This window comes from Mycobacterium sp. SMC-4, assembly GCF_025263265.1.
GTDB lineage: Bacteria > Actinomycetota > Actinomycetes > Mycobacteriales > Mycobacteriaceae > Mycobacterium.
Map to the genome: position 1 here is coordinate 258,243 of NZ_CP079869.1, position 15,978 is coordinate 274,220.

The 15,978-nt window shown below is 66.4% G+C and carries 17 protein-coding genes; 7 read left to right on the plus strand and 10 right to left on the minus strand.

Translation table 11 applies throughout. The annotated features are described in order from the left end of the window. Positions 1-89 precede the first annotated feature (89 nt). Together KXD98_RS01205 and pe are read left to right on the plus strand one after the other, a co-directional pair. Positions 90-1,829: an AMP-binding protein gene (locus KXD98_RS01205; RefSeq protein ID WP_260765478.1), complete on the plus strand. Its 1,740-nt coding sequence runs from the start codon at positions 90-92 to the stop codon at positions 1,827-1,829. 87 nt (positions 1,830-1,916) lie between these two features. Beyond that, positions 1,917-3,044: an acyltransferase PE gene (gene pe, locus KXD98_RS01210; RefSeq protein ID WP_260765479.1), complete on the plus strand. Its 1,128-nt coding sequence runs from the start codon at positions 1,917-1,919 to the stop codon at positions 3,042-3,044. Between the two features lie 10 nt (positions 3,045-3,054). Here the strand turns inward: pe and KXD98_RS01215 are convergent, their stop codons facing one another. Further along, positions 3,055-3,729 (minus strand): GAP family protein, encoded by a 675-nt coding sequence (locus KXD98_RS01215; protein ID WP_260761494.1) that lies wholly within the window; start codon positions 3,727-3,729, stop codon positions 3,055-3,057. A 232-nt stretch (positions 3,730-3,961) separates the two neighbouring features. Between KXD98_RS01215 and KXD98_RS01220 the strand changes: the two genes are divergently transcribed. Continuing rightward, positions 3,962-4,453: a flavin reductase family protein gene (locus tag KXD98_RS01220; RefSeq protein WP_260761495.1), complete on the plus strand. Its 492-nt coding sequence runs from the start codon at positions 3,962-3,964 to the stop codon at positions 4,451-4,453. Positions 4,454-4,456: 3 nt separating this feature from the next. On the opposite strand, the gene KXD98_RS01225 is transcribed toward KXD98_RS01220, so the two are convergent. From KXD98_RS01225 to KXD98_RS01245, 5 genes are all read right to left on the minus strand, one after another. Beyond that, positions 4,457-4,603 carry a hypothetical protein gene (locus tag KXD98_RS01225; RefSeq protein ID WP_260765509.1) on the minus strand — a complete coding sequence of 49 codons (147 nt, stop codon included), beginning with the start codon at positions 4,601-4,603 and terminating at the stop codon, positions 4,457-4,459. A 153-nt stretch (positions 4,604-4,756) separates the two neighbouring features. Next, the gene (locus tag KXD98_RS01230) at positions 4,757-5,512 is read right to left on the minus strand and encodes a succinate dehydrogenase/fumarate reductase iron-sulfur subunit (RefSeq protein ID WP_260761496.1); all 756 of its coding nucleotides are present in this window, start codon (positions 5,510-5,512) and stop codon (positions 4,757-4,759) included. Between the two features lie 4 nt (positions 5,513-5,516). Beyond that, positions 5,517-7,436 carry a fumarate reductase/succinate dehydrogenase flavoprotein subunit gene (locus KXD98_RS01235; protein ID WP_260761497.1) on the minus strand — a complete coding sequence of 640 codons (1,920 nt, stop codon included), beginning with the start codon at positions 7,434-7,436 and terminating at the stop codon, positions 5,517-5,519. Between the two features lie 56 nt (positions 7,437-7,492). Next, positions 7,493-8,332 carry a hypothetical protein gene (locus KXD98_RS01240; RefSeq protein ID WP_260761498.1) on the minus strand — a complete coding sequence of 280 codons (840 nt, stop codon included), beginning with the start codon at positions 8,330-8,332 and terminating at the stop codon, positions 7,493-7,495. A 61-nt stretch (positions 8,333-8,393) separates the two neighbouring features. Beyond that, positions 8,394-8,690, minus strand: coding sequence for a hypothetical protein (locus KXD98_RS01245; protein WP_098000397.1), 297 nt, complete (start codon positions 8,688-8,690; stop codon positions 8,394-8,396). A gap of 107 nt (positions 8,691-8,797) precedes the next feature. Between KXD98_RS01245 and KXD98_RS01250 the strand changes: the two genes are divergently transcribed. Beyond that, on the plus strand, positions 8,798-9,556 hold the full coding sequence (locus KXD98_RS01250) for an isocitrate lyase/phosphoenolpyruvate mutase family protein (RefSeq protein ID WP_260761499.1): 759 nt from the start codon (positions 8,798-8,800) through the stop codon (positions 9,554-9,556). A gap of 12 nt (positions 9,557-9,568) precedes the next feature. On the opposite strand, the gene KXD98_RS01255 is transcribed toward KXD98_RS01250, so the two are convergent. Beyond that, the gene (locus KXD98_RS01255) at positions 9,569-10,000 is read right to left on the minus strand and encodes a hypothetical protein (protein ID WP_260761500.1); all 432 of its coding nucleotides are present in this window, start codon (positions 9,998-10,000) and stop codon (positions 9,569-9,571) included. 51 nt (positions 10,001-10,051) lie between these two features. Next, complete coding sequence (locus tag KXD98_RS01260) at positions 10,052-10,492, minus strand: Hsp20/alpha crystallin family protein (protein WP_260761501.1); 441 nt, start codon at positions 10,490-10,492, stop codon at positions 10,052-10,054. 205 nt (positions 10,493-10,697) lie between these two features. Here KXD98_RS01260 and nirB point away from each other — a divergent pair, with 205 nt between their 5' ends. From nirB to fdxA, 3 genes are all read left to right on the plus strand, one after another. After that, positions 10,698-13,280 (plus strand): nitrite reductase large subunit NirB, encoded by a 2,583-nt coding sequence (gene nirB, locus KXD98_RS01265; protein ID WP_260761502.1) that lies wholly within the window; start codon positions 10,698-10,700, stop codon positions 13,278-13,280. Further along, positions 13,277-13,624: a nitrite reductase small subunit NirD gene (nirD, locus tag KXD98_RS01270; protein WP_260761503.1), complete on the plus strand. Its 348-nt coding sequence runs from the start codon at positions 13,277-13,279 to the stop codon at positions 13,622-13,624. Before nirB ends, nirD begins: the two co-directional genes overlap by 4 nt. A gap of 127 nt (positions 13,625-13,751) precedes the next feature. Next, complete coding sequence (gene fdxA / locus KXD98_RS01275; RefSeq protein ID WP_260761504.1) at positions 13,752-14,105, plus strand: ferredoxin; 354 nt, start codon at positions 13,752-13,754, stop codon at positions 14,103-14,105. On the opposite strand, the gene KXD98_RS01280 is transcribed toward fdxA, so the two are convergent. After that, positions 14,085-14,780 carry a sirohydrochlorin chelatase gene (locus tag KXD98_RS01280; protein WP_260761505.1) on the minus strand — a complete coding sequence of 232 codons (696 nt, stop codon included), beginning with the start codon at positions 14,778-14,780 and terminating at the stop codon, positions 14,085-14,087. The two genes, fdxA and KXD98_RS01280, sit on opposite strands and share 21 nt — an antisense overlap. Continuing rightward, positions 14,777-15,919, minus strand: coding sequence for a uroporphyrinogen-III synthase (locus tag KXD98_RS01285; RefSeq protein WP_260761506.1), 1,143 nt, complete (start codon positions 15,917-15,919; stop codon positions 14,777-14,779). The genes KXD98_RS01280 and KXD98_RS01285 overlap by 4 nt, the downstream gene beginning before the upstream one ends. Between the last annotated feature and the right edge of the window lie 59 nt (positions 15,920-15,978).

The following is a 15,978-nucleotide window of genomic DNA, read 5'->3' on the forward strand; positions in this document are numbered from 1 at the left end:
ACGGAGCGGTCGGGGACATGAGTGACAGACTGCTTGAGGCGCAGCGACGCTGTTATCCCCACGTCGAGCAAGGTGGACGTGCCATGACGATGAACGAGTCATCAATCCTGTCGATGTTGCACGGGCGCGCCCGCCTGCGTCCCGACGACGTCGCCTTTGTCTACACCGAATACTCCGCGGACCCCACGGGTGTGGCCGAGTCTGTGACATGGTCGCAGCTGTCGCGCCGAACGCTCAATGCAGCACGCGAATTCCGCAACCACGGTTCGATCGGCGACCGGGCGATGATCCTGGCGCCCCAGGGCATGGATTACATCGTCAGCTTTCTGGGGGCGATGCAAGCGGGTCTGATTGCGGTGCCGCTTCCATTGCCCAACCGGGGCTCCAGCCTCGACCGGGTGAGTGCGGTCTTCGACGACACCGACCCGGCGCTGGTCTTGACGACCTCCGCGGTTGCCGAGGATGTCGGCGACTATGTCGATCAGTCACGGATGGTCATCGCCCCCAAGATCCTCGAGGTCGATGTGCTGAACCTCGACACCGATACTGCGGCAGGTGTGGATTTTTCGGCGACGGAGTATCCCAGCACCGCGTACCTGCAGTACAGCTCGGGCTCGACGCGCCGGCCCACCGGGGTGATGATCTCCCACCGCAATCTGCAGGTGAACTTTGAGCAACTGATGGCCGGATTGATTGGGCGTCGTTCGGCAGATCTGGCCTTCGAAGCCACGATCGTGTCCTGGCTGCCCTTCTATCACGACATGGGTCTGGTGCTGGGCGTGTGCGCTCCGATCCTCAGTGGCCACCGCGGAGTGCTGTCGAGCCCGGTGGCATTTCTGGAACACCCGGCCCGGTGGGTGCGGGACCTCGCGCAGCATCCGCACGCGTTTTCGGCGGCACCGAACTTCGCTTTCGGGCTGGCCGCCCGCAAGACCTCCGACCGGGACCTCGACGGACTTGACCTCGGGGGCGTGCTCGGCATCATCAACGGTGCCGAACGTGTCGAACCGGCCACCCTGGAGCGCTTCGCAGACCGGTTCGCCCACTTCAATTTCCGTGAGGACATGCTGCGCCCGTCATACGGCCTGGCCGAGGCGACGGTCTTCGTGGCCGCCGGCACCTGGAATGAGTCGGCAGCGGTCGACTTCGACGCCGACGAACTGTCGGCGGGTCGGGTCGCGCGGTGCCCGTCCGGCACGGGAACCGCGCTGGTCACCTACAAGGTCCCGACCGCTCCGGTGGTGCGGATCGTCGATGTCGACTCCAACCGAGAATGCCCACCGGATGTGGTCGGCGAGATCTGGGTGCACGGCGACAACGTCGCCGCGGGCTACTGGAGCCGGCCGCCCGAAGACCAGCAGTGTTTCGGCGCCACGCTGGCAGACCCGTCGCCCGGCACGCCTGAAGGGCCGTGGCTGCGTACCGGTGACCTGGGCTTCATCTGGGGCGGTGACCTGTTCATCGTCGGCCGGATCAAGGACATGTTGATCATCCGCGGTCGCAACTACTATCCCGAGGACATCGAGGCGACCGTTCAGGAGATCACCCGAGGCCGGGTCGCCGCGATCTCGGTGCCGGTGAGCAGCACCGAGAAGCTGGTCACCGTCGTCGAGCTGAAGAAGCGCACCGATATCGACGACCCGACGGCGTGGCTGGCCCAGGTCAGAAGCGACGTCACCTCAGCCATCTCGAATGCGCACGGGCTCAACGCCGGTGACGTCGTGCTGGTGCCGCCGGGATCGATCCCGACCACCACGAGCGGCAAGATCCGCCGCGTCGCCACCGCCGAGCATTACCGACAGGATCAGCTCGTCCGGCTGGACGCGTGAGTGCCATGGTTCGCCAGAGTTGGGCACCGCAAGCTCGGGGTAAGGTCGAGTCAACCGGACGTCTCGTTGAGGGGGCATGAGATGGCAATGCGTCGACTCGTCACGTCGACCACCGCAGCGATAGCGCTGGCGGTCACCGGATGTTTCGGCGTCGCGTTGGCCACCGCCGACGAGGCCGGGTTCACCCCGAACCCCGGGCCCGCCGGTGATCGCAAGCCCGCGCTGGGTACGCCGGGAAACGCCTACGCGCTCGGTGGCGCCCGGGTGCTGGGAATACCCTACGACGAGTACATCCGCCAGACCGGTGCCCATTGGTTCCCGGGACTCAATCGGCAGAACATCGACTATCCGGCCGGCCAGGTCCAGGGCCACACGCTGGAACGGATCCTCCCCGGCATCGGCGCGTGGGGCGAGGAGATCTACCCGGGCCTCGGACTCGACGGACCCAGCATCGGGGAATCGGTCGACGTCGGTGAGGTCAACCTGGTCAACGCGATCCGCGAAGGCGGACCGGGCACGACCATGGGGCTCTCGGAGGGCGCCATGGTGCTCAACGCGGTCAAAGCCAACCTCGCTCAGGACCCCAACGCCCCGCCACCGGATCAACTCAGTTTCGCCACCTTCGGTGACCCGATTGCCAGGCACCCGTTCGGCGAGAGCTTCCTGACCCAGGTCTTCCCGGTGGGCTCGGTGGTCCCCTCGCTGGACTACCGCATCCCGCCCCCGGTGGAGAGCCAGTACGACACCTACCAGTTCATCGCGCCCTACGACGCCATCGCCGACTGGCCGGACCGACCGGACAACTGGTTGTCGCTGATCAACTCCATGGCGGGACTGGCCACCGGCCACACCGCGGTGGCGTTCACCGACCCGAGCATGGTGCCGGCGCGGAACACCAGGACCGAATTCAACTCTCGCGGCGGCAAGACCACGACGTATCTGATCCCGCAGGAGCACCTTCCGATGGTGCTGCCGTTGAAGTATCTCGGCGTGCCGAAAGAGACCCTCATCGAACTCGATGCGGTGCTCAAACCGATGGTCGACGCCGGCTACTCGCGCCACGACGATCCCGTGACAGCGCCTATCACCGTGGATCCGGTGAACGGCTTCGACCCCGCCGAAATCACGGCGCCCGCGACGCAGGCATCGTTCGGCGGTGACGCTGATCCGCTCTCCCAGCTGCTCTCGGGTCTTCAGGCGGCATTGGGCGGATGAGGCCGGGCGACTAGAGCGCGAGTGCCCCGGCGGCCAGTAGGACGCAGCCCACCACGGCCAGCATCAGGGCGACTCCGCGGCGCCCCTGTTCGCGCATCCAGTTGTACAGCGCCGAAAGCAGTGCCTGAGTTCGCTCCGGTGCGATCAAATAGGACACCAACGGGATCTCCACCAGCGCGAATGCCACGAGGTTGAACACCACCAAGGCGCCGACCTGGACTCCGGCTGCCGCTCCGGAGGCCACGATGAGCGCCAACGCGGCGAGGTAGTCCACCGACGGCAGCGCGATGCCCAGGCCGGCGACGCCGGCCGCCCACAGCGATCGGCCATCGAGAATACGGCGGGCCCGGTCGGTGATCATCTGCCACACACGGTGTGTCCAACGCGGGGGCTCGTCCTCGCGCGGGGTTTTGACCCGGCTGAACGCCAGCAAAGCCGCGTTCACCAAAAGTACTGCGCCGACCGCGATCTGGATCTTGGGCGCACTGACATGGGGCGAGTCCATGGCGGGACGCAGGACGAACAAGATGACCAACCCGACCGAGATACCCATCGTGAATCCGCCGGCCAGGAAGGCAAGCAACTGCAACACCGGTCGGGGCCGGTTCATCATCACGACCGTCATGCCGATGCGAAAGGGTTCCAGGCTGACTGCCACGGCCATCACCAGGAGGGGAATCCACATAGATGCGTCTGCGCCGCCCGCTAGCTGCCGACTCGGAGCAGACGATCCTGCTGGTCGGTGAACGCGAAAGGCGCAGCCATGGGCCATAACCTACCGTCGATCGGCTGCTCCACGTGGCCCGCACGGCCGGTGCGTTTCGCTCACGCTGATTCCGGGCCGAGGTCGAGCATCGGCGGGGTCCTGGCGCCGACGGGCCTGGCAACCGTGCGCCGGTGCATGCGATGATGCGCCGATGAGCGGCGCACAGCATGACCTCGATCCGGCATTCCTGCGCGAGGCGTTCGGGCATTTTCCGTCCGGGGTCATCGCCATCGCGGCCGAGGTCGACGGCGTCCGGGTCGGGCTGGCGGCAAGCACCTTCGTCCCGGTGTCGCTGGACCCGCCGCTGGTGTCGTTCTGTGTACAAAACTCGTCGACGACCTGGCCGAAGCTCAAGGACCTGCCGCATCTGGGCATCAGCGTGCTCGGCGAGGCGCACGACGCGGCCGCGCGCACACTGGCCGCCAAAACCGGAGACCGGTTCGCCGGCCTGGAGACGGCCTCTACCGCGCGCGGCGCGGTATTCATCCGGGGCACCAGCGTCTGGCTGGAGACCAGTATCGATCAGCAGGTGGCCGCCGGCGACCACACGATCGTGGTGCTGCGGGTCAACGATATCTCGGTACACCCGGAGGTCTCACCGATCGTGTTTCACCGCAGCACTTTCCGGCGGCTGGGTGCCTGAGCCTCAGGGGCGCGCGGCGAGTTCCTCGCGGTAGTGGCTGACGCGCCGATCCAACTCGGCGGCGTCATCGGAACGACCCTGTTTGCGGGCCAGTTCGGCCCGGGTGCTCAGTTCGCGGATCGCGGTACGAATGTCATTGATGCTCTTCATCGCACGAACAGACATAGTGCTGACTTTCTTCACAGGTGACTGCAAGGCGTCTGGCGCCTCGCCGGTAGGACGAGCTCTAACAGGAGCCTACCCCCGATGGCAAGCCTTCAACTGTGTGTCGGCTGGGAATTGTCAGCCGATTCCGATGAGGGTCTAGCTGCGACGAAACAGCTTGTTGCCCAGCCACACCACCGGGTCGTATTTACGGTCGGCGACCCGCTCCTTCATCGGGATCAGCGCGTTGTCGGTGATCTTGATGTGCTCGGGGCAGACCTCGGTGCAGCACTTGGTGATGTTGCAGTAGCCGAGGCCATGCTCTTCCTGAGCGTCATCGGCTCGCCGCGAGTGAACGTCGAGCGGGTGCATGTCGAGCTCGGCCTGCCGCATCAGATACCGCGGACCGGCGAACGCCTTCTTGTTCTCCTCGTGGTCGCGGACGACGTGGCAGACGTTCTGGCACAAGAAGCACTCGATGCACTTGCGGAACTCCTGCGATCGGTTGACGTCCTCCTGGGCCATTCGGTACTCGCCGGGCTGCAGATCCTTCGGCGGAGTGAACGACGGGATCTCTCGAGCCTTCTCGTAGTTGAAGCTCACGTCGCAGACCAAGTCACGCATCACCGGGAAGGTACGCAGCGGTGTGACGGTGACGACCTCGTCCTCGCCGAACGTCGACATCCGGGTCATACAGGCCAGCCGGGGACGGCCGTTGATCTCGACCGAGCAGGAACCACATTTGCCGGCCTTGCAGTTCCATCGCACCGCCAGGTCGCCGGTCTGGGTCTGCTGCAACCGGTGGATGATGTCGAGCACGACCTCGCCCTCGTTGACCTCGACGCTGTAGTCCTTGAGTTCGCCGCCGTCGGCATCGCCACGCCAGACCCGCATCTTCGCTTCGTAGGCACCCATGGTCTCAGCCCTTCCGTTGCGGGTGTTCGACGAGTTCTTCGTCGGTGTAGTACTTCTCCAGCTCCGACAGTTCGAAACAGCCGAGCAGGTCGGGGCGCATCGCCGGCTGCTCCTCCCGCACCACGGTCACGTCCGGTACCACCGGATCGTCGCCCGCCGACCGGCACACCAGCAGACTGTTGCGCCATTTGGCGTCCATCGAGGGATAGTCGTCACGGGTGTGCCCGCCGCGGCTTTCGGTCCGGGTGATCGCGGACTTCGCCACTGATTCGCTGACCAGCAGCATGTTGCGCAGATCCATGGCCAGATGCCAGCCGGGATTGAACTTGCGTTCACCCTCGACCTTGACGCGCTTGTAGCGCTCTCGCATCTCGGCCAGCTTGTCCAGCGCCTCCTGCATCTCGTCGGATTTGCGGATGATGCCCACCAGATTGTTCATGGTGTCCTGCATATCCAGCTGCAGCGTGTACGGGTTTTCCGGAGCCGAACCGTCGCTGGGCCCATCGAACACCGACAAGGCCATGTCGGTGGCCGCGGTGACGGCCTCCTCGGTGACCTTCGGCCGGTCCGACAGCGCCCGGACGTAGTCCGAGGCGCCCAGACCCGCGCGGCGACCGAACACCAGCAGGTCCGACAGCGAATTGCCACCCAACCGGTTGCTGCCGTGCATGCCGCCGGCGCACTCGCCGGCGGCGAACAACCCCGGTGTGGCGGCTGCGGCGGTGTCGGGTTCGACCTCGATCCCACCCATCACGTAGTGGCAGGTCGGGCCGACCTCCATCTCGTCGGTGGTGATGTCGACCTCGGCCAGCTCGATGAACTGGTGGTACATCGACGGCAACCGGCGCTTGATCTCCTCAGGCGACATCCGCGAGGCGATGTCGAGGTAGACGCCTCCGTGCGGGGTGCCCCGGCCTTCTTTGACCTCGGTGTTGATCGCGCGGGCCACCTCGTCGCGGGGCAGCAGGTCCGGGGTGCGTCGCGCAGAGTCGTTGTCCTTGAGCCACTGGTCGGCCTCTTCTTCGGATTCGGCGTACTGCCCCTTGAACACGTCGGGGATGTAGTCGAACATGAAGCGCTTGCCCTCGGAGTTCTTCAGAACTCCGCCGTCACCGCGGACCCCCTCGGTGACCAAGATTCCCTTCACCGACAGCGGCCACACCATGCCCGTCGGGTGGAACTGGATGAACTCCATGTTGATCAGCGCTGACCCGGCGCGCAGCGCCAGCGCATGACCGTCGCCGGTGTACTCCCACGAGTTCGACGACACCTTGTAGGACTTGCCGATGCCTCCGGTGGCCAGCACCACCGCGGGCGCTTCGAACAGCACGAAGTCACCGGTCTCGCGGTAGTAGCCGAACGCGCCGGCCACCCGACCGTTGTCGAGAATCAGCTCGGTGATCGAGCATTCGTGGAAGACCTTGATCCGGGCCTCGTAATCACCGAGCTCGGCCTTGTCCTCCTGCTGCAGCGACACGATCTTCTGCTGCAGGGTGCGGATGATCTCCAGACCGGTGCGGTCACCGACGTGGGCCAGCCGCGGGTAGGTGTGCCCGCCGAAGTTGCGCTGGCTGATCCGGCCGTCTTTGGTGCGGTCGAACAACGCGCCGTAGGTTTCCAGCTCCCACACTCGGTCGGGGGCTTCCTGGGCGTGCAGTTCGGCCATCCGCCAGTTGTTCAGGAATTTTCCGCCGCGCATGGTGTCACCGAAGTGCACCTGCCAGGAGTCCTTGGTGTTGACGTTGCGCATCGCCGCAGCGCAGCCGCCCTCGGCCATCACGGTATGGGCCTTGCCGAACAACGACTTGGTCACCACCGCGACGCGCAGGCCGCGCTCGCGCGCCTCGATCACCGCCCGCAAGCCTGCGCCGCCGGCACCGATCACGACCACGTCGTAGGAGTGCCGTTCGACCTCGTCAGCCATGTGTCCTCATTTGCTCAGTCATTCGTCGTGGGTGAATCGGTTGTCGGACTTGAGACTCAGCCGATGAACCGGAGGTCGGTGATGTACCCGCCGGCGACCAGCATGACGTAGAAGTCGGTGATCATCAGCGAGGCCAGGGTGATCCAGGCGAACTGCATGTGCCGGGTGTTGATCTTGGAGACCTGCGTCCAGATCCAGTACCGGACCGGATGCTTGGAGAAATGCTTGAGGCGGCCGCCGGTGACGTGTCGGCAGGAGTGGCACGACAGCGTGTAGCCCCACAGCAAGATCACGTTGGTCACCAGGATGACGTTGCCCAGTCCGAAGCCGAAACCCTCGGGCGATCGGAAGGCCATGATCGCGTCCCACGAGTTGATCAGCGAGATCACCACCGCGATGTAGAAGAAGTAGCGGTGGAAGTTCTGCAGGATCAGCGGAAAGCGGGTCTCGCCAGTGTATTTCGCATGCGGCTCGGCCACCGCGCAGGCCGTCGGCGACTGCCACACCGAGCGGTAGTAGGCCTTGCGGTAGTAGTAGCAGGTGAGCCGGAACAGCAGCAGGAACGGCAGCGAGAACGCTGCGTAGGGCAGCCACCACACGTCGGGCAGGTACTGACCGAAGTGACTCGACTCGGGGATGCAGCCGGATTGCGTCGCCTCGGACCACATGACCACGCAGGGCGAGTAGAACGGTGTCAGGTAGTGGTACTCACCCACCCAGTAGTTGTCCTGCTGGAACGCGCGGAACGTCGCGTAGATGAGGAACGCCGCGAGTCCGAGGTTGGTCAACAGCGGCGCTTGCCACCAGCGATCGGTGCGCAGTGTGCGCTGAGCGATCTGGGCACGGCCGGGGGAGAAGACGCCGGTCGCTTTGCGGTCGGCGGTGGGTGCGCTCACGTTTCCCTCTCGATGTACTTATGGTCTCCGAGCCCGCCGTGCCCAGCAGGGCGGGTCCGGCTCAGCGCGTTCCGCCGAGACCTTCGTCGTCGACACCGCGCCAGAACTCGGTGTCGTACTGGGTGTCCGGGATCGGAATTCGCTCGCCGACATGATGGTGCCGACTGACGCCGCGGGCGAGTTCGAGTTCCTCGGCGTCGATGTCGAGCCTGTCGATGTCGTTGAGAATCCTTTCCGCGTCGTTGACGATGCGCCGGGTGGCAGGGCTGTCCCCGTATCGCGACGCCAGCGATGTCACGCATCGCCGTAGGCTTCCTATCAGATCGTGAAGCTCGGCGAGTTCGGTGGTACTGGACAAGTGACCTCCTTGGGCTGAAGGGTGTCTTGGATCACATTACGCAACCGATGCTAGCGACATCACCCCTGGTGTGGGTGAGACAAATCACTTTGACGAGCGGAGGAACCATGGCCGACGACGTGCTCAAGCAGCGGGCCGAGGAGTTACTGAGGTTGCACCAACCGGGCAATCCGGTGGTCCTGCCGACGGTGTGGGATGCCTGGTCAGCCCAGCTGGCGGTAGGCGCCGGGTTCTCCGCGCTGACGGTGGGCAGTCACCCGGTGGCCGACTCGGTCGGTAAGCCCGATAACGAGGGGATGACATTCGACGACCTCACCACCCGCGTGGCGCAGATCACTGCCGCAGTCGATGTCCCGGTATCGGTGGACATCGAGTCCGGTTACGGTCAGGCGCCTACTCGGCTGATCGACGGTCTGCTGGGCGTCGGTGCGGTCGGCCTGAACGTCGAGGACACCGTGCACGGCGAAGGTGGCCGCTTGCGGTCGGCCGGAGAGCATGCCGAGTTGGTCGGTGCACTGCGTGCCGCGGCCGACGCGTCGGGGGTCCATGTGGTGGTCAACGCGCGCACCGATCTGTTCCTGCGCGGCGACGGCGACGAGGGTGACCGCGTCGAGCGCGCGATCGCACGGTTGCGACAAGCCGCCGAGGCCGGCGCCGACGTGCTCTACCCGGTCGGTCGCCACGATCCGGATACGTTGCAGCGGTTGACCTCTGAACTTCCACTGCCGGTCAACGCGATAGCGATCCCGCAGTCCGACGATCCGGCGTCCTTCGGCCCACTCGGGGTGGCCAGGATCAGCTTCGGTCCATTCTGGCAGGCCGCGCTGGCCGAGCGGGCCAAGGAGATTCTGGCGCGCTGGGCCTAGCCGAGCTGGCCGTCAGCCCAGTTGGCCGGCAACGAAGCCGGCGAACAGCACCGAGAAGCCGCCGAGCTCCCCGACGATCAAGGCGGCCATCGCGATTCGCAGTGTGGTGTTGACGTTTTCGAACTGGTTGGTGGTGTCGCGGCGGGTGCCGTGGAGCACGTAACTGGCGATGGCCAGGACGAAGAACGCCACCACCACCGCGGCCGCGGCCAGGTTGACCGCCGTCGGCCACGCACTCAACTCGACGAACACGGCGAGCAGCATGGTCGCGAACGCGTACAACAGCGCCGCCCGGTGGGCGATGTCGACGTACGGGTGTGCCAGGTGGTCGGGACTGGTGGCCATCTGACGGTACTTCCAGATGCCGAGTATCAGTGCCCAGGCGAAGATCAGGCCTGCGGCGCCGATGGTCAGGACGGTGTCGATGCCCAGCGGTACGCCCATGGACCAAGAACCATACCGGTGGGAGCAGGGCTCCCACCGGTAGCTGTGCGGTTATTTGGCTTCGATGGCGATCCGCTGCGCCTGCGCGCCCCGGTGGGCACCGGCGACGCGCACCGTCAGTACGCCCGTGTCGTAGGCGGCTGATACCGCGTCACCGGTGACGTGTGACGGCAGCGCGAAGGAACGGCCGAACGCGCCGTAGCGAACCTCGCTGATCCGGCGGACGCGGCCCTCCTCGGCGTGCTCCTCGGAGCGCTCGTCGCGGCGTTCACCGCGGATCGACAGCCGGCCGTTCTCGACCTCGACGGTGACGTCGTTCTCGACGTCCACGCCGGGCAGATCGACCCGGATCACGGCGTCGTCACCGTCCTGGGTGACTTCGACGGCGGGGCTGATCGCGGCACTCGACGCGGGCGCGGCCGGGCCGAAGAAGTCCCGCACCAGGCGGTCGGCGGTCCAGCTCGGGCGGTTCCACAACGTGACGTTGTTCATCTTCTGTACTCCTCATCGGTCAGGACCGGTTCGACTACCGGCTCTCCTGCCGATAGAACTTGAGTCCCCTACGCTCATGTTCCCGGCCGGCGTTCGCTGTGAGCGATCACGCTCACAGCCCGCCCCCGACGGCGGTGAGCACACCGTGATGGGCGCTTCACACGGCGCGACACAGCGGCAATATCGGCTTCCTAGCCTGACCGGTATGGCGTCAACAACACACGTCGTGGTCGTCGGCCACGGCATGGTCGGACACCGCTTCGTCGAGGCTTTGCGGGCACGGGACACCGAGGGCAGGTGGCGGGTGACCGTGCTGGCCGAGGAGCTCGACGCGGCCTACGACCGGGTGGGGCTGACCGGCTACACCGAACACTGGGAGCGGCCCCGTTTGGCGCTGGCGGGCAACGACTACTCCGGAGACCGGTTGGTCGAGGTCCGGCTGGGCCGGCGGGTGACCGCCATCGATCGCGTCAACAAGACAGTCACCACCGAGGACGGCACCAGCGTCGATTACGACGCGCTGGTGCTGGCCACCGGTTCCTACGCATTCGTCCCGCCGGTACCGGGCCGCGATCTGCCGTCGTGTCACGTCTACCGCACCCTCGACGATCTCGACGCGATCCGCGCCGATGCCACCCGCACTGTGCGCAGCAGCACTGCCCCGGTCGGAGTGGTGATCGGCGGCGGCCTGCTGGGCCTGGAGGCCGCCAACGCACTGCGCGGATTCGGGCTGGCGGCCCATGTCGTGGAGCGGTCGCCGCGGCTGATGAGCGCGCAGCTCGACGAAGCCGGCGGGGCGCTGCTGGCCCGGATGATCGCCGATCTGGGCATCGCGGTACACACCGACGTCGGCACCGAATCCATCAGTCCGGCCCAGCGCAACCGGCCGTTACGTCGCACAGCCGACGACGACTCGGTGCGGGTGACGCTCAGCGACGGCACCTTCATCGATGCGGGTCTGGTGGTGTTCGCCGCCGGTGTGCGTCCCCGCGACGAACTGGCCCGCGACGCCGGACTCGCGCTCGCCGAACGTGGCGGAGTGCTCACCGACCTCTCCTGTGTGACAAGCGATCCTGACATCTACGCGATCGGTGAGGTCGCCGCGATCGAGGGACGGTGTTACGGGCTGGTGGGGCCCGGTTACACCAGCGCGGAGGTCGCGGCCGACCGCCTGCTGGGCGGGGCCGCGGAGTTCCCCGAGGCGGACTTGTCCACCAAACTCAAGCTTCTCGGTGTAGACGTCGCCAGCTTCGGTGATGCCATGGCCACCACACCAGATTGCCTGGAGGTGGTGGTCAACGATGCCGTCAATCAGACCTACGCCAAGCTGGTGCTCTCCGACGACGCGAAGACGCTGCTCGGCGGCATCCTGGTCGGCGATGCGTCGGCCTACGGCATTCTGCGCCCGATGGTCGGCGAGCCGCTGCCGGGTGACCCGCTCGCGCTCATCGCACCCGCCGGAGCAGACGGCGGCGGTGCGGGTCTGGGCGTCGGGGCACTGCCTTCCGCCGCGCAGATCTGTTCCTGCAACAACGTCACCAAGGGTGATCTCACCGCGGCAATCGGTTCGGGCTGCTGCGATGTCGCCGATCTGAAGAAGTGCACGCTGGCCGGTACATCCTGTGGCTCCTGCATCCCGCTGCTCAAACAGCTGCTGGAGGCCGAGGGTGTGGAACAGTCCAAGGCGCTGTGTGAGCACTTCACTCAGTCGCGGGCCGAGTTGTTCGAGATCGTCAGCGCCACCGACATCCGCACCTTCTCCGGACTGATCGAGCGCTTCGGCACCGGAAAAGGTTGTGACATCTGCAAACCCGTCGTCGCATCGATCCTTGCGTCGACCAGCTCGGCGCACATCCTCGACGGGGAGCAAGCTTCGCTGCAGGATTCCAACGACCACTTTCTGGCCAACATCCAACGCAACGGCAGCTATTCGGTGGTGCCCCGGGTGCCGGGCGGGGACATCACCCCTGAGCATCTGATCCTGATCGGTGAAATCGCCCGCGATTTCGGGCTGTACACCAAGATCACCGGAGGCCAGCGCATCGACATGTTCGGTGCCCGGGTCGAACAACTGCCCGAGATCTGGCGCCGTTTGGTCGACGGTGGGATGGAGTCCGGCCACGCGTACGGCAAGTCGTTGCGCACGGTGAAGAGCTGCGTCGGCAGTGACTGGTGCCGCTACGGGCAACAGGATTCGGTGCAGATGGCGATCAACCTGGAGTTGCGCTATCGAGGTCTGCGCGCGCCGCACAAGATCAAGATGGGTGTCTCGGGATGTGCCCGGGAGTGCGCCGAGGCGCGCGGCAAGGACGTCGGGGTCATCGCCACCGAGAACGGCTGGAACCTCTACGTCGGCGGCAACGGCGGGATGACCCCGCGGCACGCCGAACTACTGGCCGGCGACCTCGACGACGACACCCTGATCCGCTACATCGACCGGTTCCTGATGTTCTACATCCGCACCGCCGACCGGCTGCAGCGCACCGCGCCCTGGGTGGAACAGGTCGGACTCGAGCACCTCCGCGAGGTGGTCTGTGACGACTCGCTGGGGCTGGCGGCCGAGTTCGAGGCCGCCATCGCACGCCATGTCGATGGCTATGCCTGCGAGTGGAAAGGGGTGCTGGAGGATCCCGACAAGCTGGCGCGCTTCGTGTCGTTCGTCAACGCCCCGGACATGCCCGACCCGACCATCGAGTTCGTCGAACAGCACGGGCGCAAGGTTCCCGCACCGGTATCCGGCGCGCACAGTAGAACCGACATCGGCATGCCCACGGTGGTGCAGCGATGACCGTGCTCGACGAAACCACCGTCTGGACCACGGCGTGCGCCTACGAGTTCCTCATTCCCAACCGCGGCGTGGGGGTGCTGTTACCCGACGGTGCGCAGGCCGCCCTGTTCAGGCTCGATGACGGCAGCCTGCACGCGGTCGGCAATGTCGACCCGTTCTCGGGTGCGGCGGTGATGTCGCGAGGCATCGTCGGCGACCGCGGCGGCCGAGTGACCGTGCAGTCACCGATCAAGAAGCAGGCCTTCGCGCTCGACGACGGCAGTTGTCTGGACGACCCGGCATATTCGCTGGCCGTCTACGCGACGCGGATCACCCCCGAGGGCACCGTCCAGGTCGGCACCTGAACCGCGGAATAGCGTTCCTGGTTGCTCTCCGGCCCGTCATCACAGCCAGGAACGCTATCCCGTCGTGACCCAAATAGGGACTTTCGGCCCGTGACCCGGGACGTGGGAGCTTTCTAGCCTCTATGCCATGACCTATGTGATCGGCAGTGCGTGTGTGGACATCGTCGACAAGTCCTGTGTGCAGGAGTGCCCCGCCGACTGCATCTACGAGGGCGACCGGGCGATGTACATCAACCCCGACGAGTGCGTCGACTGCGGTGCGTGCCGCATCGCGTGCCGGGTGGATGCGATCTACTACGAAACCGACCTGCCCGATGAGGAATCGGTGTTTCTGGGGGACAATGCCGACTTCTTCACGAAGGTCCTGCCTGGCCGTGACGCCCCACTGGGAAACCCGGGCGGTGCGGCCAGGCTGGGCCGGGTCGGAGTCGACACGCCGCTGGTCGCGGCATTGCCGGCGTCAACGGCTCCGCATCCCTGACGGTTCGCCGACCCGCGCGCGCAGGAACCGGTTGGCGATCAACCGGGTGACCCCGGGGTGGGTGCCCAGCGGATCGGTCACCAGATCGGCCCCGCAGGCCCGCAGTCGGTCCTGAAAAAGCCCCTCCGACAGCAAGTAAGAAGCCACCACCACGCGCTGTCCGGTGCCTCGGGCAGCGCGGACCGCGTCGGCGATACGAGGTTCTCCGGTCGCGGCGAACGCGAGTTCGACTCGGGAGCCGATGGTCGCCGACAACCATGCCGCGGTGGTGTGCAGATCGCGCATCGCCGCCGGATCGGAGGTGCCCGCCGCGGCCAGGATCACGGCATCATCGGGATGCCAGCCGGTATCGACGAGGCGGTCGAGCAGAGCGCGGACCAGTTGCGGATCGGGACCCAGCGCTGCGGTGACCGTGACGGCGCAGTGACCGCTGGCCTCGACATGGCCGGGAATGTCCACGCTGACGTGGTAACCGCGCGCCAGAAACGCCGGCACCAGCACGGCCGGTTCTGCGCGTTGCCGGCCGAGCACCTCGGCCGGGGTCGGGCCCAGCACATCGACGAAAGCCACGTGTACGGCCCGGTCCAGAGTCGTCGAGACGGCCGCGGCGATATCGGCGATCAGCGACACTCCGCGCTGTTTTCGGGTGCCGTGGGCGACCAGAATGTAGCTCATGACGCACACGCCTCGTCGACGGGCAACCGGTAGCCTCGTTTGACCACGGTGGTCACCATCTTCTTGTCGCCCAACGCACTTCGCAGCCGCAGCACCGCGGTGTCCACAGCGTGGGTGTCGGTGCCGCTGCCCGGCAGAGCCCGCAACAGGTCGGCCCGCGACACCACCGCCCCGGGGCGGTGCGCCAGCGCGCGCATCGTGGCCATCGCCGCGGGAGACATCGGCCGGACAGCACCGTCGACCAGGACACAGGTGCCCCGGATCTCCAGCAGGTGGCCGGCGACGCGCACCGTCCGCGACTGCAACAACGGAAGCTCGTCGGTGATGTGGCGGGCCAACGCACCCAGCCGCATCCGTTCCGGCGCCGAGGTCGGGACACCGAGCCGCACCAGCGGCCGCGCCGTCACCGGCCCCACGCACATCGCGTGCACGCTGGTGCGCAGTGCGGACAGGACCGGCGCTTCCAGGCCCATCTCGGTGGCTCGCATCAGCACCGACGCCACCGCCGGCGCCGAGGTGAAACTGACCGCGTCGAATTTCTCCTCAGCGATGCCGGCGACCAGCTGGTCGAAATCGCCGTTGCGCGGCGCCGGATGCCAGCGATAGACCCGAATCGGCACGACTTCGGCTCCCGCGGCGCGTAATTCGTCGAGAAACTCCGGGAACGGATCCCAGTCGTCGGTGGCCCCGTGCAATTGCACCGCGATCCGGGCGCCGGCAATGCCGCCCTCGACGAGGTAGTGCAGCACCTCGCGGGAGGACTCGGATTCCGGGGACCACTCCTCGGGCAGCCCGGCAGCCCGCAGCGCTCCGGTGGCCTTGGGGCCGCGCGAGACGACCCGCGCCTGGCCGAGCGCGGCGGTGAGTTCGGTGGCCATCCCCCAGCCGTCGGCGGCGGCCATCCAACCGCGTAGTCCGATGCCGGTGGTGGCGATCACGATGTCAGGGGGGCTGTCGATCAGCGCGTGGGTGTGCTGGCGCAGTTCGTCGTCATCGGGTAGCGGCACCATCTCGATAGCCGGTGCGCTGGTCACACTCGCACCGCGGCGGCGTAGCAGCGCGGCCAACTCGTCGGCGCGCCGCGCCGATGTCACCGCGACTCGAAACCCGGTGAGCGGCGCCCATTCCGGCTCACTCATGCCCCATGTCTATGCACCGCGTGTTTCGGCCTGATTAACCAGGGATTGCTCGGTCGTAT